14 protein-coding genes are annotated in these 17,715 nt (G+C 60.8%); 5 read left to right on the forward strand and 9 right to left on the reverse strand.

The window, feature by feature from the left end:
• Window positions 1-3: 3 nt before the first annotated feature.
• Genes ACR0CR_RS14975 through ACR0CR_RS14990 form a run of 4 tightly spaced genes read right to left on the reverse strand, consistent with a single transcriptional unit; the run spans window position 4 to window position 6,681 of the window.
• On the reverse strand, window positions 4-2,046 hold the full coding sequence (locus ACR0CR_RS14975; protein WP_480600432.1) for a hypothetical protein: 2,043 nt from the start codon (window positions 2,044-2,046) through the stop codon (window positions 4-6).
• Entirely contained in the window at window positions 2,043-4,805 is a 2,763-nt protein-coding gene (locus ACR0CR_RS14980; RefSeq protein ID WP_480600434.1) for a DUF4159 domain-containing protein, read from the reverse strand. Before ACR0CR_RS14980 ends, ACR0CR_RS14975 begins: the two co-directional genes overlap by 4 nt.
• A complete protein-coding gene (locus tag ACR0CR_RS14985) occupies window positions 4,802-5,677 on the reverse strand; it encodes a DUF58 domain-containing protein (RefSeq protein WP_480600437.1) in 876 nt (291 codons plus the stop codon). Before ACR0CR_RS14985 ends, ACR0CR_RS14980 begins: the two co-directional genes overlap by 4 nt.
• Window positions 5,674-6,681 (reverse strand): AAA family ATPase, encoded by a 1,008-nt coding sequence (locus ACR0CR_RS14990; protein ID WP_480600440.1) that lies wholly within the window; start codon window positions 6,679-6,681, stop codon window positions 5,674-5,676. Before ACR0CR_RS14990 ends, ACR0CR_RS14985 begins: the two co-directional genes overlap by 4 nt.
• A 64-nt stretch (window positions 6,682-6,745) precedes the next feature.
• Between ACR0CR_RS14990 and ACR0CR_RS14995 the strand changes: the two genes are divergently transcribed.
• A complete protein-coding gene (locus ACR0CR_RS14995; RefSeq protein ID WP_480600442.1) occupies window positions 6,746-7,324 on the forward strand; it encodes a DUF1285 domain-containing protein in 579 nt (192 codons plus the stop codon).
• Here ACR0CR_RS14995 and ACR0CR_RS15000 read toward each other — a convergent pair.
• A complete protein-coding gene (locus ACR0CR_RS15000) occupies window positions 7,321-8,259 on the reverse strand; it encodes a DMT family transporter (protein ID WP_480600445.1) in 939 nt (312 codons plus the stop codon). The genes ACR0CR_RS14995 and ACR0CR_RS15000 overlap by 4 nt on opposite strands.
• Window positions 8,260-8,431: 172 nt before the next feature.
• Between ACR0CR_RS15000 and ACR0CR_RS15005 the strand changes: the two genes are divergently transcribed.
• Complete coding sequence (locus tag ACR0CR_RS15005) at window positions 8,432-9,187, forward strand: hydroxypyruvate isomerase family protein (protein WP_480600448.1); 756 nt, start codon at window positions 8,432-8,434, stop codon at window positions 9,185-9,187.
• A gap of 60 nt (window positions 9,188-9,247) precedes the next feature.
• Entirely contained in the window at window positions 9,248-9,478 is a 231-nt protein-coding gene (locus ACR0CR_RS15010; protein ID WP_480600450.1) for a DUF2798 domain-containing protein, read from the forward strand.
• A 43-nt stretch (window positions 9,479-9,521) separates the two neighbouring features.
• Here the strand turns inward: ACR0CR_RS15010 and polA are convergent, their stop codons facing one another.
• The 3 genes from polA to ACR0CR_RS15025 all read right to left on the reverse strand — a co-directional run bounded on the left by polA (window position 9,522) and on the right by ACR0CR_RS15025 (window position 13,140).
• Entirely contained in the window at window positions 9,522-12,317 is a 2,796-nt protein-coding gene (gene polA, locus ACR0CR_RS15015) for a DNA polymerase I (protein ID WP_480600452.1), read from the reverse strand.
• A gap of 70 nt (window positions 12,318-12,387) precedes the next feature.
• Window positions 12,388-12,858 carry a hypothetical protein gene (locus ACR0CR_RS15020; protein ID WP_480600454.1) on the reverse strand — a complete coding sequence of 157 codons (471 nt, stop codon included), beginning with the start codon at window positions 12,856-12,858 and terminating at the stop codon, window positions 12,388-12,390.
• Between the two features lie 105 nt (window positions 12,859-12,963).
• The gene (locus ACR0CR_RS15025) at window positions 12,964-13,140 is read right to left on the reverse strand and encodes a zinc-finger domain-containing protein (protein ID WP_480600457.1); all 177 of its coding nucleotides are present in this window, start codon (window positions 13,138-13,140) and stop codon (window positions 12,964-12,966) included.
• A gap of 87 nt (window positions 13,141-13,227) precedes the next feature.
• Between ACR0CR_RS15025 and ACR0CR_RS15030 the strand changes: the two genes are divergently transcribed.
• Window positions 13,228-14,220 carry an ABC transporter ATP-binding protein gene (locus ACR0CR_RS15030; RefSeq protein ID WP_480600579.1) on the forward strand — a complete coding sequence of 331 codons (993 nt, stop codon included), beginning with the start codon at window positions 13,228-13,230 and terminating at the stop codon, window positions 14,218-14,220.
• Here ACR0CR_RS15030 and ACR0CR_RS15035 read toward each other — a convergent pair.
• On the reverse strand, window positions 14,217-14,681 hold the full coding sequence (locus ACR0CR_RS15035) for a DUF1203 domain-containing protein (RefSeq protein ID WP_480600459.1): 465 nt from the start codon (window positions 14,679-14,681) through the stop codon (window positions 14,217-14,219). The genes ACR0CR_RS15030 and ACR0CR_RS15035 overlap by 4 nt on opposite strands.
• 110 nt (window positions 14,682-14,791) lie before the next feature.
• On the opposite strand from ACR0CR_RS15035, the gene ACR0CR_RS15040 reads away from it, so the two are divergent.
• Window positions 14,792-17,710, forward strand: a complete 2,919-nt coding sequence (locus tag ACR0CR_RS15040) for an error-prone DNA polymerase (protein WP_480600462.1) — start codon at window positions 14,792-14,794, stop codon at window positions 17,708-17,710.
• The last annotated feature ends 5 nt before the right edge of the window (window positions 17,711-17,715 follow it).

Consider the following 17,715-nt stretch of genomic DNA (forward strand, 5'->3'; position numbering starts at 1 on the left):
CTCTCAGCGACGCCCTTCGCGCAGCCACCCGCCTAGCAGGAAACCGCCGGCCAAAAGCAGAACCAGCCATGGCGGGAGCAACCCGGCCTGCGTCACATCGCGGGTTTCATAGGCGTTTCGCGGTGTCAGACCGATCCAACCACGGCCCGAAGCCGGGCGACCTGTGCGCACATTGCGGATTGAGGGCAGCCCGTCTTCGACGGCAATCGCGCCGCCGCGCAGAGAGGACAGAACCGGTTCCAATATCTCATCCGTGGCGATGGTGCGCTCAAATTCCTTGGGGGCAGCGGGCCCCAAGCCGATCACTGCCGTTTGCTCACCTTCCTGAAGGCGGTAGAGCCCAATCTCTGGCCCGAAATACTGCGCTTCGAACCGACCGGGTGAGATTTCATCCAGTGTGATCTCAAGCGTTTCTCCGTTCGGACGGGTCACGGTGACCGGCCCGACTTCGTCTTCCAGCGTTTGCCGGATAATACGCATCACCTGACCGTTGGCCTCGGCCCACAGGGCTTCTTCTTCCAACTCGGGTTCTTTCATCATCCAATGGGCCAACCGTCGCAGCAGTTCCAGTTGCGGGCCCCCGCCTTCGAACCCTCGGCTCCACAGCCACGCATGGTCCGAGGCTAAAAGCGCAACACGCCCCTCACCCACCCGGTCAAGGACCAAAAGCGGGCGGTCATCGACGCCTGTCATCAACAACTCGCCCGTCCGGTGATTGACATCGATCTGACGCAACCACGCGCCCCAATCTTCGGATTCACCCAAATTCGTGGTCACCGGATGGCGGTGACCAAGATCGGTGACCATGGGAACAAAGCGTTCCTCAATCACGCGGGCCGTCGGTTGGGCGGGCAGGATCGGCGCAAGCGGCGAGCGGAAGATGCTGTCGGCGGTCGCAAAGTCAGGCCCCGCAGCGATCAGCACCGCGCCGCCTTCGTTGATATAGCTGGTGACGTTGTCCAGATAGATTGCGGGCAGGATGCCGCGCCGTTTGTAGCGATCAAAGATGATCAGATCGAAATCATTGATCTTTTCCAGAAACAACTCGCGCGTCGGAAAGGCGATCAGAGACAGTTCGTCCACCGGTACCCCGTCCTGCTTTTCCGGCGGGCGCAGGATGGTGAAATGCACCAGATCGACCGAGCTGTCGGATTTCAGCAGGTTGCGCCATGTACGACCACCCGGATGCGGCTCACCCGAGACCAGCAGCACGCGCAACCGGTCGCGCACACCGTTCATCTGGATCAATGCGGTGTTGTTGCGATCGGTCAACTCACCTTCGGCCATCGGAACGGTGAATTGCAGAACATTGCGCCCGCCATGCGGCAGGGTGATCGGCAGTTCGACATCCACACCGATGGGTATGGTGAATTCTTCGGGGTCATTTCCATCGACCGATATCTCAAGCGGCGCGCTTGCGGCCCCTGGAGGAGCGGCACCGGTGTCTTCGACCCGCAATGTCAGGGTCACGGGTTCCCCGATAATGGCAAAGGCGGGCGCATTTCGAACGATCAGGCGACGGTCCCAATCTGTTGCGCGACCGGTCTGCAGCAAATGCATTGGTGCGGGCAAATCTGGGGCCTGATCGACATCGTGCACGATCCCATCCGAGACCACCAGAATACCGGCAATGCGCGCGCGTGGTTCTTCGGCCAGGGCAGCGTTTAGCGCACCCATGACTTGCGTGCCTTCGTCCCCTTCGCCATCACCGACGCGAATCCGGCGCAGCTCGGTATTGTCGCGGGATTCGATTTCGGCGGCGAGGTCGTCCGCAGCTCGGGCCGTTTGGTCTTCACGATCCGACAGGGATTGGCTGGCGCTGTGGTCCTCAATCATCAGCACGATGTCCGTCAGCGGTGCACGATCTTCGATCTGATAGACCGGGCCGGACAAGGCCGCGATGACCACCAACGCCGCCAAGCCGCGCAAAGCCCAGCCCGACAGGCCGCGCCATAGCGCAAGCAAGACACTGGCAAAAGCGACCGAAGCGACAATGGCTAGTACAGGCCACGGGATCAGGGGATCAAAGATGACGGTTCCGGTCATTGTCCCAACCTGTCCAGCAGTGCAGGCACGTGCACCTGATCGGATTTATAGTTCCCGGTCAGAACATGCATCACCAGATTGACCCCAAACCGGTTTGCAAGCTCGCGCTGACGTTCACCGGCGTATCCACGCCCTACAGGCAGCAGCGCCTGTCCGTTGCGATTGACGGCCCAGGCAGCGGCCCAGTCATTGCCACCGATCACCACTGGCGTCACGTTGTCATTGAGGTTGCGAAACGGCATGCCTTCGATCTGCTCGGCATCCACGGGGGCTGCTTCGACCCAGACCTCGGTTCCCGCATAGCGCCCCGGGAAATCCTGCAGCAGATAGAAGGCGCGCGTTAGAACGTGATCGCGAGGAACAGGCTCTAACGAAGGGATGTTCAGCGGCGCTGCCAGTTGCTGCAGCTTGCGCCCATTGGGGCTGGAAGCCCCGTACCGCGCCACATCAGCATCGCGGGTGTCAAACAGGATCATGCCACCCGAGCGCAGATATGCGTTTAGCTTGGCATAGGCCTCAGCGGAAGGTTGCGGCTGATCGGGGGTGATGGGCCAATAGAGCAGCGGGAAGAATGCCAATTCATCGCGTTCCAGATCGATGCCTAGCGGCTCGGTAGGTTCAACAGAAGTGCGGTAGAACAGCGTCTGCGCAAGGCCCCGCATTCCGGCCCCGGCGATTTCGTCGACCTCGGAATTGCCGGTCAGAACATGTGCCAGAACCAGTTCATGCGTGGCGTTCAGAGCGAAGTCGGTCTCGGATGAGGTCTGCGCTTGCGCATCTGGCACCAGCAGCACAGCGCCCAGCGCCATCGCGGCGGCCCGGGCAAGGCCAAGCCGCCCTGAAAGGGCGAGCGAGGCAATCACGTCCACCGTCAGCAACAACAGGGCAAGACTGAGCAGGATACCTCCGATCGGTGTTTCATTTGTCACCTCTTGTCCCTTGATCGGCACATCCGAAGGCCAGACCGCAGGGGTCAACACCGCATCATCTGACAAAACGTTCAACGCCAGCTTTTGCTTGCCGCTTTCATACAGGCCCGGCCGCAGATCAGGACCGATTGAACCAGACACGAGATCAACACCATCCACGCCGGGCAGATTGCCCGCATCCGACAGGGTACCAAAGCCGTCCAATACCTGAATTGGCTCCCATGTGGTGCCCTGCAGCTGAGAGACCTGACGCGATTTTGCAGCCGAAGCGACAGCGAGCCGGTCCAACATCTCAACAAACAGGCCCGATAGCGGAAGGCTGGACCATTCCGCATCGGCTGTCACATGGAACAGGACGACCTGCCCCAAACCCAACGCTTTGCGGGTCACCAAAGGTGTGCCATCTGACAGGGATGCAATCACACGGTCGGCCAGATTAGGGTCGGGTTGCGCCATGACCTGCGTAGTGACCGAAACGTCTGCAGGCACTTTCAGTCCAAAGAAAGGCGAGCTTTCGGGGAAAGGTGCAAGCCCCTTGGCCTCACCCCAGCTCATCGCGCCGCCAACCGAACGGCCACCGCTGCGCAGACGCACCGGCAGCAATGTATCCTCGGCATCGCGGCCCAGATCGCTGGCCGCCATGCGGGGACCGGCAAAGCGCAGCAGCAAGCCGCCCTGTTCGACCCAGTCGACCAGAGCCGCGTGTTCACCATCGGACAGTTTCGCAACGTCCGCCAAAACGATCACATCGGGATTTGCGGGCAATACGTCCAACAGACCGCCCTCGACAAAATCAGCCGTTGGGATCAGCACCTGTGTCAGGTAGTGCAGCGGTGACAACAGCTCCAACCCTTCCCGGTTCAGCGAACCCGCAATCAGGGCAACCTCGCGCCTGCGCAGGCTGTCATCGGTCAGCGTCACCGCCCCGGCAGAGCGCTGGCCCTGAATTTCAAAACGCGTGATCCGGGCGCGTAATTCCGACGGTAGAGCCAGATCCACCTGTGCCCGCGTCTCGCCAGCTGTAAACTCGACGTCCGAAGATTGCAGAACGCGCATCGCACCCGCCGGATCGCGACCCTGCGCCAGAACAGTGATGTGTTCGGCAGGGCCTTCCTGAGCACGTTCGACGGTCAATTGAATGATGCCGTCCTGATAAGCTGCGGGAAGGATCGCGACGACCGGCGACGGGGATTGAAACACCGTGACATCCCCACGTCCCTGCACAGCAGACAAGACCCGATCTTGCCCGTCATAATCTAGCCGGTCGCTGAACCAGTGCGTGTCGAACCCACCTTGAACCTGATCCAGAGCAGATACGGTCTGATCGATCTGCGCCCCGGTCGGCTGCCACGGCATCGGCACCAATCCAGGAAGGCGCGCGCGCCAGACCTCGGCGGATTGAAAGACGGGCGGCTCGGGCTCGGTCAAGCTGAGGATCGCAACAGTGCGCCCGGCTCGTCCGGCCTCGGTCAACTGCGCGTCGATCTGTTCGAGCGTCGAAGACCAGCGCGTGGCCCCAGCCCAGCTGGCATCCAAGACCATCAACAGCGGCCCAGACCCGCTTTGGTCGCGCGAGGGGTTCAGAACCGGCCCAGCCAGACCGATGATAATGGCCGCCGCCGCGAGCATCCGCAGTAGCAACAGCCACCACGGCGTTCGGTCCGAAACGCTTTCGTCGTCCTTCAACCCAAGCAGCAGCGTCACCGCCGGGAATAGCCTCCGGATCGGCGCAGGCGGCACGGCGCGCAGGATCAGCCATAGGATCGGCAGGGTCAGAAGACCCAGCAGCACCCAGGGCGCGGTAAAGCCAATACCGGCCAGAACGGTCATGCCGTACCTCCATCCAGCGCACGATAGAGCCACAACAAGGCCGCCTGTGCGCTGTCATCGGTATGGTGCAGACCCAACTGCCAGCCCGTCGCGCGGCAAAGCTGCGTCAGGGCGTCCTTGCGTTCGGCCAATCGATCCAGATAGCGGTCCCTCAGATCAGCGGCCTTGAGCGTTTCGTGGCGGGTGGTGCCTCCGACGCTTTCAAATATGGTGCGGCCTCGGTAGGGAAAGCTCTCTTCGGTCGGGTCCAGAACCTGCAGAAGAACGCCGCGCACACCGCGATCCGCGGCTTTGGTCAATGCCAGTTCAACCTCATCCATCGGCCCCAGAAAATCGGAAATGAACACCGCGCGGGCATGAGGGATCATGGCGCGGTGCTCGGGCGGGGCATAATCGGTCTCCGAGTCTTCGGACCACGCCTCTGCCAGCCGGATCACCTGCGCATTGCCGCGCCGGGGCGGCAATGTGGTGCCGGTCAGGCCAACGCGCTCGCCGCCGCGGACCAGAAGGATTGCGGTGGACAGACCCAACAGGCGCGCACGATCCGCCTTGGTCGGCAAAGACTTGTCCGAGGCAAATCGCATCGACGCGCCCTGATCAACCCAGAGCATCACCGATTGCGCAATCTGCCACTCGCGTTCGCGCACAAACTGCTGATCCCCGCGCGCCGAGCGGCGGTGGTCGATCATCCGGCGGCTGTCCCCGATTTGCGCGGGGCGGTATTGCCAGAAATCGTCCCCAAGACCCGAGCGCCTGCGTCCGTGATCGCCCAGCAGGACGGTCCCTGCCAGATGCTCGGCGCGCGCCAAAAGCGGCGGCAGCCGGGACGCTTCGGCCTCGGATCTTTCGCGAAGGGTCAGCGCAGCATTCACGCCGCAGCCTCAGTGCGGATCAAACCCGCGGCGGTGGAATCGATCAGGTCAGCAAGACTGTCGCCCCGTGCCCGCGCAGCAAAGTTCAGCGCCATCCGGTGGCTGAGAACCGGGCGGGCCATGTCCAGTACATCCTCGGCATTCGGGGCCAGTCGCCCTTGCAGCATCGCCCGAGCGCGCACCGTCATCATCAGCGCCTGCGCTGCGCGCGGGCCGGGACCCCATGCGACGGTTTCAGCGACGCGTTCAGATACGCCTGCCTCATCCGGGCGGAAAGCACGGACCAGATCGAGTATCAACTCAACAACGGAGTCTCCAACGGGCATCCGGCGCAGCAGAACCTGGGCGGCCAGAAGCTCGTCCTTGGTGAAAATCTCATGCGCCTCTTCTTCCTCGACCCCTGTGGTGGCCAAAAGAATGTCGCGTTCGGTCTGGCGATCAGGATATTCAACGTCGATTTGCACAAGAAAACGGTCCAACTGCGCCTCGGGCAGCGGATAGGTGCCTTCCTGTTCAATAGGGTTTTGCGTTGCCAGCACATGGAACGGCACACCAAGCGAGCGGTCCTCACCCGCCACGGTCACCGTGCGTTCCTGCATCGCCTGCAGCAACGCCGACTGCGTTCGGGGACTGGCGCGGTTGATCTCATCCGCCATCAGCAGCTGGCAAAAGATCGGCCCCGGGATAAAGCGGAAATGCCGCGACCCGTCGTCAGCCGTGTCCAGAACTTCCGAGCCCAGAATATCCGCAGGCATCAGGTCAGGCGTGAACTGGATGCGGTTGCCGTGCAAGCCCATCACGGTCGACAGCGTCTCGACCAGTCTGGTCTTACCTAGACCGGGCAACCCGATCAGCAACGCATGCCCACCGCATAAAAGCGCGGTCAGCGTCAGGTCCACGACCCGTTCCTGTCCGATAAAGCGGCGGGTGATCGAGGCCTTCGCCTCTTGCAGTTTGGATTCCAGCGCTTCGATCTCGGACACGAGGTCGGCAGGTTCGGTCATGACTTTCCCTTCCGTGGACTATTATGGTTGAAGTGTATCGCGCGAAAAGGAAATGGCAAAAGCAATGAGCGGACAAAAACCTGTGACCCCTTCCCCTGATGGCATTGCGGCATCACTTAAAGCCGCCAAAACACGGGGCTTACCCCCGGTTCATCTGTGGAATCCTCCGTTTTGCGGCGATCTGGACATCCGTATCGCCAAGGATGGCACTTGGTCTTATCTAGGGTCGCCGATCAACCGGTTCGAGCTTGTGAAGCTATTTTCCTCAATTCTTAAGAAAGAAGAAGGGAAATATTACCTTGTCACGCCGGTCGAAAAAGTGGGAATCATCGTCGAGGACGTGCCTTTCGTCGCGGTCGACTTCGATGTCGACGGCACGGGCGAGGGGCAATTGCTGACATTCACAACGCATGTTGGGGACGTGGCGGTCGCAGGCGTGGATCACCCGATCCGCATTGCCATCGATCCCGAAACAGAAGAGCCAACGCCATACCTATTGGTGCGCGCCAAACTTGAAGCGCGGATCGACCGCAAGAGTTTCTACCGTCTGGTGGACATTGCCGAACACCACGATGATTGGTTCGGTGTCTGGTCGGATGGGCAGTTTTTTCCGCTGATCCGGTCCGAAGATTTGCCGGATTAAGCCGTCTGCATTCGGCGATCCTGCGCCAAAACCACCGCGACCGCAACGATCCCCGCGCCCAGCGCTCGGGTCCAGTTCCAGTCCTCGCCCAGCACCAGCATGATCAGCATCACGTAAAAGGGCGCGACGTTGATATGGAACGAGGCCAAGGCCACGCCGATCTTGCCCACCGAGGCGATGAAAAACACCTGGCTCAGCCCCATCGAGATCAGCGCATAGATGGCAAGCATACCTGCTTGCTGGACATCAATCGGGGCGGTTGGAAGCACGTCCATACCGATTTGCCCGGCCGCAAAGAACAAAACCAAGGCCACAACAAGCCCGCCCACAAAGGTTATGGTGCTGCGCCCGGTCTGCCCCAATTCAGGAAAGTCCCGGGCGATTGCCATGCTGGCCCAGCAAAACAGGCCGGTCGATGCGATAGCACAGACAGCTCCCAAACCCAGTTGCGCCGGAGCCACCGCGCTGGTCGCAATCAGCCCGCCGATGATCGAAACGCCAACGCCCAGGGCAAAGTTCCAGCGCAACCGCCGGGTCCCGGTCGCCAGTTCCAGCAGCGTCGCAAAGAGTGGCGCACAGGAGGCGATGATGGCCACAGTCACCGGGTCGGTCAGCTTTTGCGCGACAATGATCAGAAACATCCCCGCGCCCAACGTTCCGCCAACAAACATCGCGTGACCCCACCGGGCGCGCAGCACGCGCGAGGGCCCGTCGATCAGCAGCCATATCGGCACCATAACCAACACCGCCATCGCCAATCGCGCCACCAGCAGCGCGACTGGGGGCCAGCTTTGCAACAGCACCTCTGCCGCTGGAAATCCCGCGGCCCAAGTCAACATCGATGCAACCGCCAAGCCATTGCCGGGCAGGACCGAACTGCGTCCGGCAGGCGCACTCAGGGCGTTCCCGCGCACGGGGTCAGGGCTCATCGCCATGATGTCAGACCTTCTGTTGAACCGGCGATCGAAAATGATTCGCCGAATTGCGATGAAGGTCACTGATTTGACGACGGTGATCTGGCCGGTTTTCGACAAACTGTCGTTTTCAGTCCCTTTCCCTGAAAACACCCCGCAGCTAAGGTCTGGCCGAATTTTAACCGGGGACTCCATGCCAAAATTCGCCGCCAATATCTCGCTGCTCTTTGCCGAGTTGCCTTACCTCGACCGGTTTCAGGCAGCGGCCGAAGCTGGGTTCACGGCGGTTGAGATCCTGTTTCCCTACGATATACCGGCCAAGGAAACGCGCCGCGCCCTGCTGGCCAATGGGCTGGAACTGGTGCTGATCAACGCGCCTCCGCCCAACTATACCGGCGGTCAACCGGGTTATGCCGCTGTTCCTGGCGGCGAAGAGCGGTTTCAATACGATATCCGTCGCGTGATGCGCTACGCTGATGTCCTGAAACCCGGCCTTATCCACGTCATGTCCGGCTACAGCTCTGGCCCGGATGCGTTGGAGTGTTTTGTCCAAAACCTGCAATGGGCGGCTGATTTCGCCCCGCAGCAGAGCTTTACGATTGAACCGCTCAACCCTGTGTCACAGCCGGATTACTTCATGAATGACTATGATCTGGCGATCGACGTTCTGACCCGCGTGAACCGCCCCAATGTCGGCCTGCAGTTTGACAGTTTTCACGCCCACATGATCCACGGCGACGCGCTGGACGTGTGGCATCGCTGCCACCCCCATGTTGTCCATGCCCAGGTAGGGGCTGCACCGGACCGGTCCGAGCCAGGGCGCGGGCCAACGGATTTCGCGGCCCTGTTCGCGGCTCTCGATGGTCATGAATACGCGGGCTGGGTCAGCGCGGAATACACGCCGTCAACACCCAGAACACACGATAGTCTGGGCTGGATGCGCCCGTAAGTCTGGCATTTCGGGGCAGAATCCGGCACATGAAGGCAGGACTGCCCAAAGGACACCGCCATGATCCCAGCCCGTTTAGCCCGCGCCGTGTTCAGCCTGATCATGTCCGGGCTGATGTCCTGCATCGTCACCGGGATTGCCACGCTAAAAGCCCTCGGCTTGGGTCCCACGACGTTGGGTGATTGGATGGCGTCATGGGCATTTTGCTGGCCCATCGCCTTCACTGTCATCCTGTTGTTCGGCCCCACAGTTCAACGTCTGGTCAACCGCATGGTCAGACCGCAGGACTGACCCGCTGCGAAGAGGGCCCGCCGGGCCTGATGAGCAGCGCTTTTTAGTGCGCCTCGGCCCAGTTCGCGCCCTGCCCGGCGTCGACGCTCAGCTTGACGTCCAGCTTGACGGCAGGATCCGAGGCCCCCTCCATCACATCCCGTGCCACGCCGATCACCTGATCTACCGAGTCCTCGGCCACTTCGAACAGCAGTTCGTCATGCACCTGCAAAAGCATCTTTGCCGGTAGCCCGTTGATCGCATCCGGCATCCGAACCATCGCACGCCGGATCACATCCGCCGCCGTCCCCTGAATCGGAGCGTTGATAGCAGCCCGGCGCGAGAACCCAGCATGAGGTCCTTTCGCGTTGATCTCGGGCGTATGGATCTTGCGGCCGAACAAGGTCTGCACATAGCCATTCTCTTTAGCGAAGGCGACCGTGTCGTCCATATAGGCTCTAATACCCGGGAAACGCTCAAAATAGCGATCGATGAAGCCTTGTGCCTCGGCGCGCGGAATGCGCAGGTTACGCGCCAGCCCAAAGCCCGAGATACCGTAGATCACACCAAAGTTGATCGCCTTTGCCTGACGGCGGATATCCGGTGTCATCTCATCCAGCGGCACGTCGAACATCTCGGAGGCGGTCATGGCGTGAATGTCCAACCCATCCGAGAATGCTTGCTTCAGCGCCGGTATCTCAGCGATATGCGCCAGAATACGCAGTTCGATCTGGCTGTAGTCAAGACTGACCATAACATTGCCCGGCTCGGCGATGAACGCCTCACGAATGCGGCGACCTTCCTCGGTGCGCACCGGAATGTTCTGCAGGTTCGGATCGGTCGAGGCGAGACGACCGGTGTTTGCCCCGGTGATCGAATAGGACGTATGCACGCGGCCCGTATCCGGATTGATATGGGTTTGCAGCGCATCCGTGTAGGTCGATTTCAGCTTCGACAGCTGCCGCCAGTCCAGTACCCGACGGGGCAGTTCATGTTCAGTCGCCAGATCCTCAAGAATGTCGGCCCCGGTTGAGTACTTCCCGGTCTTGCCCTTCTTGCCACCTTCAAGGCCCATCTTGTCGAACAGAATCTCACCCAACTGCGCGGGCGAGCCGACGTTGAAGTTCTCACCGGCCAATTCGTGTATTTCAGCCTCTAACCCGGCCATTTTCTGGGCAAAGGCGTTGGACATGCGGCTGAGGACATCGCGATCCACTTTGATGCCGTGCATCTCCATTTCTTTGAGAACCGGCACCAGAGGACGTTCCAGTGTCTCATACACCGTTGTCACCTGCACCTGATGCAGTTGCGGCTTGAACAGCTTCCACAGGCGCAACGTTATATCCGCGTCCTCGGCGGCGTAAGCCGTGGCCTCATCAATCGGCACCTTGTCGAAGGTGATCGCCGATTTACCGGACCCCAGCAGCGGCTTGATCGGGATCGGCGTGTGGTTCAGATAGCGCTCCGACAGCGTGTCCATGCCGTGCCCATGTTCGCCGCCATGCATGGCGTAGGACATCAGCATCGTGTCGTCGATGGGCGCAACCTCAATGCCATAGCGGGCAAAAATCTTGGCATCGTACTTCATGTTCTGCCCGATCTTTAGGATCGACGGGTCCTCGAACATCGGTTTCAAGAGATTTAGAGCCTCATCAAGCGGCATCTGCCCCTCGGCCAGCGCATCGGTTCCGAACAGATCATCTGTCGCGCCTTCGCGGTGAATCAGCGGGATGTAACAGGCCTCACCCGCCTCAACGCACAGCGAAATGCCGACCAGATCGGCGATCATCTCGTTCAGACCGGTGGTTTCGGTGTCAACCGCGACCCAGCCGCGCTCATAGGCCTGGTCAATCCACTTCTGCAGGGCACCCGCGTCACGCACGCATTCATATTTCGAAGAGTCGAACGGGACCGCTTCAGCCTCAACATCTTCAACCGGCGCAGGCGCGTCGGCAATGACCGGAGCCTCGGCCCCCAGCTTGTCCGCAATACGTTTGGTGAGCGTACGGAACTCCATCTCGGCCAAGAAACCCAGCAAGGTTTCCGGCTCGGGGTCCATCACCTCGAGATCGTCCAACGTGAAATCCAGCGGCGTTTGCTCGTCCAGTTGCACCAGCTTCTTCGACAACTCGATCTGGTCGCGCATTTCGATCAGGGTTTGGCGGCGTTTGGGTTGCTTGATCTCTTCCGCGCGGTCCAGCAGTGTTTCCAGATCGCCGAATTCGTTGATCAACAGGGCCGCCGTTTTCACACCGATCCCCGGAGCGCCAGGCACGTTGTCCACCGAATCCCCGGCCAAGGCCTGCACGTCGACAACCCGATCCGGCCCCACGCCGAATTTCTCGAAAACGCCATCGGTATCGATCCGCTTGTTCTTCATGGCATCCAGCATCTCGACGCCGCCGCCGACCAACTGCATCAGGTCCTTGTCGGAACTGACAATGGTCACACGGCCCCCGGCCTCGCGCGCCTGAACGGCCAGTGTGGCGATGATATCGTCGGCCTCATAGCCTTCCAGTTCCTTGCAAGCGATGTTGAACGCGCGGGTGGCCTCGCGGGTCAGCGGCATCTGAGGGCGCAGGTCCTCGGGCATCGCTTCGCGGTTGGCTTTGTAGAGGTCATAAAGGTCGTTGCGGAACGTGTGCGAGCCCTTGTCGAAGATCACCGCCACATGGGTCGGCGCATCGGGGCCCGCGTTCCCCTCAACGTATTTCTGCAGCATGTTGCAAAAGCCGGACACCGCCCCGATCGGCAGCCCGTCAGATTTGCGCGTCAGCGGAGGCAGCGCGTGATAGGCCCTGAAAATAAAGGCCGATCCGTCGATGAGATGCAGGTGACATCCTTTTCCGAAATTGCTCATGCGTGCTCTCCCTGTCGGTCAGGGATGGTTCTGCCACAGGGCCGCGCGGGTGGCCAGTCAAGAACGCGGGTCAGCCGCCAAACAGGCCCGAGAACACATCCGAGAAGCTGTTCAAAAGCGCCATGATGATCAGCACGCCGAGGAAAGCGAAAAACAGCATGCTGAAGAACTGAAACAGGATTGCGCCGATCCCGATAGCGATCCCTGCAATGGCCGGGCGCATCTTTTCGTGCCGCAGGATGCCGATCACGGACAGAATGATCGCGATGCCGCCCAGCATGGCTACAGCCGTACGCAGGTAATCATCCATGTCGCGGACGCGGGCTGCCGGTTCAGGCTGCTCCAACCCCGCGGCTGATCGCAGAGTCGCCTTGCCGATCTCGGCGGCTAACTCACCCAGAGAGACGCCAGTTGTCTGTTGCGGTGCAAAGGGCCCGGCCCAAAACACAAACAAGGCCGCCATCAGCGATATGGCTCCAAGGCCAAATCCCAACCAGCCGAAAACCGGATTCGGTGCGGTGTTGAGTGCGGTTTCGGACATGCTGCGCCTCTGCTTGGTTCAGCGCTGGATAACCCTGCAAAACGGCAATTCTGGGGCAGAGTCAGCTTAGGGATTTAATACAGCGTAGACGACCGCGAGCCGCGCTCAGCCCGCCTCGGACCCTTTCAGGACATATTTACAGTCGCAGTACGGGCATTCGACCCAGCCTGTATCTTCAGGAATTTGCAACCAGACGCGCGGATGACCCAGCGCGCCTTCGCCTCCGTCACAGGCGACACGGGCAGTTTCGACGATCCTGGTTTCCGGCGCTTCGATGGTCACGGCTGGCGATCCTTCTTCGGTTGTCGGCCTCGCGGGCATGGTTTAGGTGCGTTTATGAGCGATGAGCAAACCGGGGGCAAGAGCCACATGAGCGATGCGGCAATCAGGATCGACGGTCTGCGCAAGACCTACCGTGGTGGCAAGGGTCAACCGGAAAAGCATGCTTTGAAAGGCATTGATCTGACGGTTCCGCGTGGGTCAGTCTTTGGCCTGCTTGGGCCGAACGGAGCCGGAAAATCGACCCTGATCAACATTCTTGCAGGTCTAGTGATAAAATCCTCGGGCCGCGTTTCGATCTGGGGCTTCGATCAGGATCAACATCCCCGACAGTCGCGCGCGGCCATTGGTGTCATGCCGCAAGAGCTGAACCTCGACCCTTTCTTCACCCCGCGCGGTGCGCTGGAGGTTCAGGCCGGACTGTATGGCGTGCCCAAGGCGCAACGCCGCAGTGATGAGATTCTGGACCTCGTGGGTCTCGGCGACAAGGCCGAGGCCTATGCCCGCACCCTCTCAGGCGGGATGCGTCGGCGGCTTTTGTTGGCCAAGGCGCTGGTACATCACCCGAAGATTCTGGTGCTGGATGAACCGACCGCAGGCGTGGATATCGAGCTGCGCCAGATGCTCTGGACCAATGTGCGCAAGCTGAACGAGCAGGGGATGACCATCATCCTGACCACGCATTATCTGGAGGAAGCGCAGGAGATGTGCGACGAGATCGCGATCATCAACCACGGCGAGAAGATCACGCAGGATAGCACCACAAACCTGTTGGGCCGCATGGACAGCCGGACGATGGTCATTATTCCCGACAACCCGGTGGTTGACTTGCCGGTGACCGACGGCGTCGAGGCCAGCTTGCGCGACGACGGCAGCCTGATGCTGCAATACCGCAGCGCACAGACCAGCGCCGAGCAGGTTCTGGAATCTGTCCGCGCTGCAGGTATCCGCATCCGGGACGTGCGTACCGAGGAAGCGGATCTTGAGGATGTCTTCCTCGCTCTCACCTCCTCTCGCGCCGATGACGCCCCTGTGGATGATCACGACCAGCCGCGCCGGGGCATGCATCGGGTCAAGCTTTAGGCTCGGTCGATCCGTGCCTGGTAGCAATTGTTCCGCGCAGACCGGACGTGAATATATGCCACATCCGGGCGCGCAAAAATGTCGCTGACCTTTGCATCGATTTGATCTTTAGGCGTGATGGCCCCGGTGCCATAAACGATCCGATCGTCCTCCCCGTATCCTTTGATCAGGTAGTCCGGCGAGGTGGTCAGAATCTCGGGCAGCACGTCACCGTCATACCGTTCGCAAGGCGCAGCACATAGAAAGATCGGCCCTGTTTCGGCATAAGGATGTGGCTCTAAAAAAGGGCGATGTGCCAGTATCAGCATCTCGGCACCTTCGGGAATGTTCTGCAGGCAGTGACGACAGGGATTTCCAGCGCCCGAGGACACTGCGCGCTCGGGCGCGGCACCATAAGCATCGGGTTGACCGGCCTGAAGGGCGCGAACTTCGTCTGTCGGAAGAGCGGTGATCTTGAACATGTCGGGTCTCCTTTTTCTGTGACCATGCGCGGCTGATCAGGTCCAAGCGACCCGTTTTTTGCGCAAAGGACTCGAAAAAGAACAAAACGTGAATATAATAGGGATTCGCCATGTATGCCGAACTGTCGATCACATCGAATTTCACCTTCCTCACCGGGGCTTCGCACCCCGAGGAGTATATGGAGCGTGCCGTCACCCTGGGCCTGCCCGCCATAGCGATTGCCGATGACAACTCGGTCGCCGGGATCGTGCGCGCCCATACCCAAGGGCGCGAGATCGCCCGAAAGGTCCGCGAACGGTTGGAGTGGGAGGGGCAGAATACCTCCATCGGTCCGCCTTGCCCCGATCACATCCCGAAACCACCTTCGTATCCCATCCACGCGGTGCCCCGCCTGATCCCCGCCGCGCGGCTGATTTTTACCGATGCGCCCACTGTCACCGCCTTGCCGCTGAACCGGCAAGGCTGGGGCAACCTGTGCCGCATCCTGTCCGTTGGCCGCCTGAGGGCTGAAAAAGGCGACTGCATCCTGCATATGTCCGACCTGATGGAATTCGCCGATGGTCTCCACCTGCTGCTCTGGCCACAGGCGGACCGGTCCAAGGGCGGCGCGGACGCATGGCGGACACAGGCGCAACAGCTGACGCGCCGCTTTGCCGGGCGGATGCATCTGTTGATGCACCCTCGGTATGATGGTGCAGACAGTTCATATTTCTCTTTGTTAGAGACTGAATCAAAGCAGCTCGGACTCCCAACCCTCGCCAGCGCCACGCCGATGATGCATCACGGCGCGCGGCGCAAGTTGGGGGATGTGCTGACCGCCATCCGCCTGCGCCGCAAGGTTGATGATCTAGGCCGGGATGCTCTGGCCAATGGGGAACTGCGCCTGCGGTCCGAGGCCGAAATGCTGCGCATCTTCAAAGGTCACGAAGGGGCCGTCGCCCGCGCCCATGCGCTTAGCCAGGACCTCACATTCTCGCTTGATGAGCTGCGTTATGAATACCCCAGCGAGGGCGACGAACAAGAAACCCCGACCCAGCGCCTGCACCGTCTAGCGCATGAGGGGTTGAAATGGCGCTATCCGGCGGGGGCGTCCGATAAGGCCGAGAAGATGCTGGCCCATGAACTGACCCTGATCGGCAAGTTGAAATACGAGCCCTATTTCCTGACCGTCCGCGACATCGTCACCTTCGCCCGCTCGCGCGATATCTTGTGTCAGGGGCGCGGCTCGGCGGCCAATTCGGTGGTCTGCTACTGCCTTGGCATCACCGAAGTCAGCCCCGAGTTGGGTACGATGGTCTTTGAACGCTTCGTGTCCGAGGCGCGGGATGAGCCACCCGATATTGACGTGGATTTCGAACATGAACGCCGCGAAGAGGTGATCCAGCACATCTATGAGCGCTATGGCCGCGAACGCGCGGGTCTGTGTGCAACAGTCGTGCATTATCGCGGCAAGCGCGCCATCCGCGAGGTCGGCCGCGCCATGGGCCTGACCGAAGACACGATCTCGGCGCTCTCGTCACAGCTTTGGGGCTTCTTCTCAGCCAAGGGGCTTGAGGCGCACCGGATGCGCGAGATTGGCCTCGACCCCGAGGATCGCCGCCTAAAACAGACTCTATCCTTGGTATATGAGATCGACGGCTTCCCCCGTCACCTGTCCCAACATGTGGGCGGTTTCATCATAACCGAGGGGCGGTTGGACGAGCTTGTCCCCATCGAAAACGCCACGATGGAGGATCGTACGGTCATCTGCTGGGACAAGGACGATATCGACAGCCTTGGTATTCTGAAGGTCGATGTGCTCAGCCTCGGGATGTTGACCTGTATCCGCAAGGCGTTTGATCTGATCAGCCAGCATCACCAGACCGGCTATGCGTTGGCCACCCTGCCGCCCGAAGATCCGGCGGTGTATGACATGCTGTGCAAGGCCGACAGCGTCGGCGTGTTCCAAGTCGAAAGCCGGGCACAGATGAACTTTCTGCCCCGGATGCGGCCGCGCAATTTCTATGATCTGGTGATCGAAGTCGCCATCATCCGCCCCGGCCCCATTCAGGGCGACATGGTTCACCCATACATCCGCCGCCGCAATGGCGAGGAAGAGGTCAGCTTCCCTTCGGACGCATTGGGCGAGGTCTTGGGCAAAACGCTGGGCGTGCCACTATTTCAGGAACAGGCGATGCAGATCGCCATTGTCGGCGCGGGGTTTACCCCTGAACAGGCCGACCGGCTGCGGCGGTCGCTGGCGACGTTCAAAAAGCATGGGTCCGTCAGCGAATTCCGTTCTCTGTTCCTGCGCGGGATGGAGCGCAACGGCTATGAACAGGATTTTGCCGAGCGCTGTTTTTCGCAGATCGAAGGGTTTGGATCCTACGGCTTCCCTGAAAGCCATGCGGCCAGCTTTGCGCTGTTGGTCTATGCCTCGGCCTGGATCAAATGCCACCATCCGGGGATTTTCGCCTGTGCCCTGCTAAACTCGCAACCGATGGGGTTCTATGCGCCCGCCCAAATCGTGCGGGACGCGCGCGAACACGGGGTTCAGGTGCGCCCGGTCTGCATCAATGCCAGTTTCTGGGACAATGTGATGGAACCCGACGGTCACGGCGGGTTGGCCCTGCGGCTGGGGTTCCGTCAGATCAAAGGCCTGAGCGAGGAAGATGCCAGCTGGCTGACCGCTGCGCGCGGCAATGGCTACCATCAGGTGGATGACGTCTGGCGGCGCGCGGGGCTGGGGCCGTCGGTGATCGAACGGCTGGCCGAGGCCGATGCCTTCGCCGCCTGCGACCTGACAAGGCGTGAAGCGCTGTGGCAGGCCAAGGCGATTGCGACCGCCAAACCTCTGCCCTTGTTCTCGCGGGATCTGGAGGGTGAGGCGCTGGACGAACCAGAAGCCTATCTGCCGCAGATGACACTCGGCGAGCAGGTGGTCGAGGATTACGTCGCCACCCGTCTCAGCCTGCGGGCGCATCCGGTAGCCCTGTTGCGGCATATCCTGACGCCCGAACCGCGCGACAAAACCACGCCTGTTGCCTGACCACG

Source organism: Ruegeria sp. AM2 (assembly GCF_056540685.1).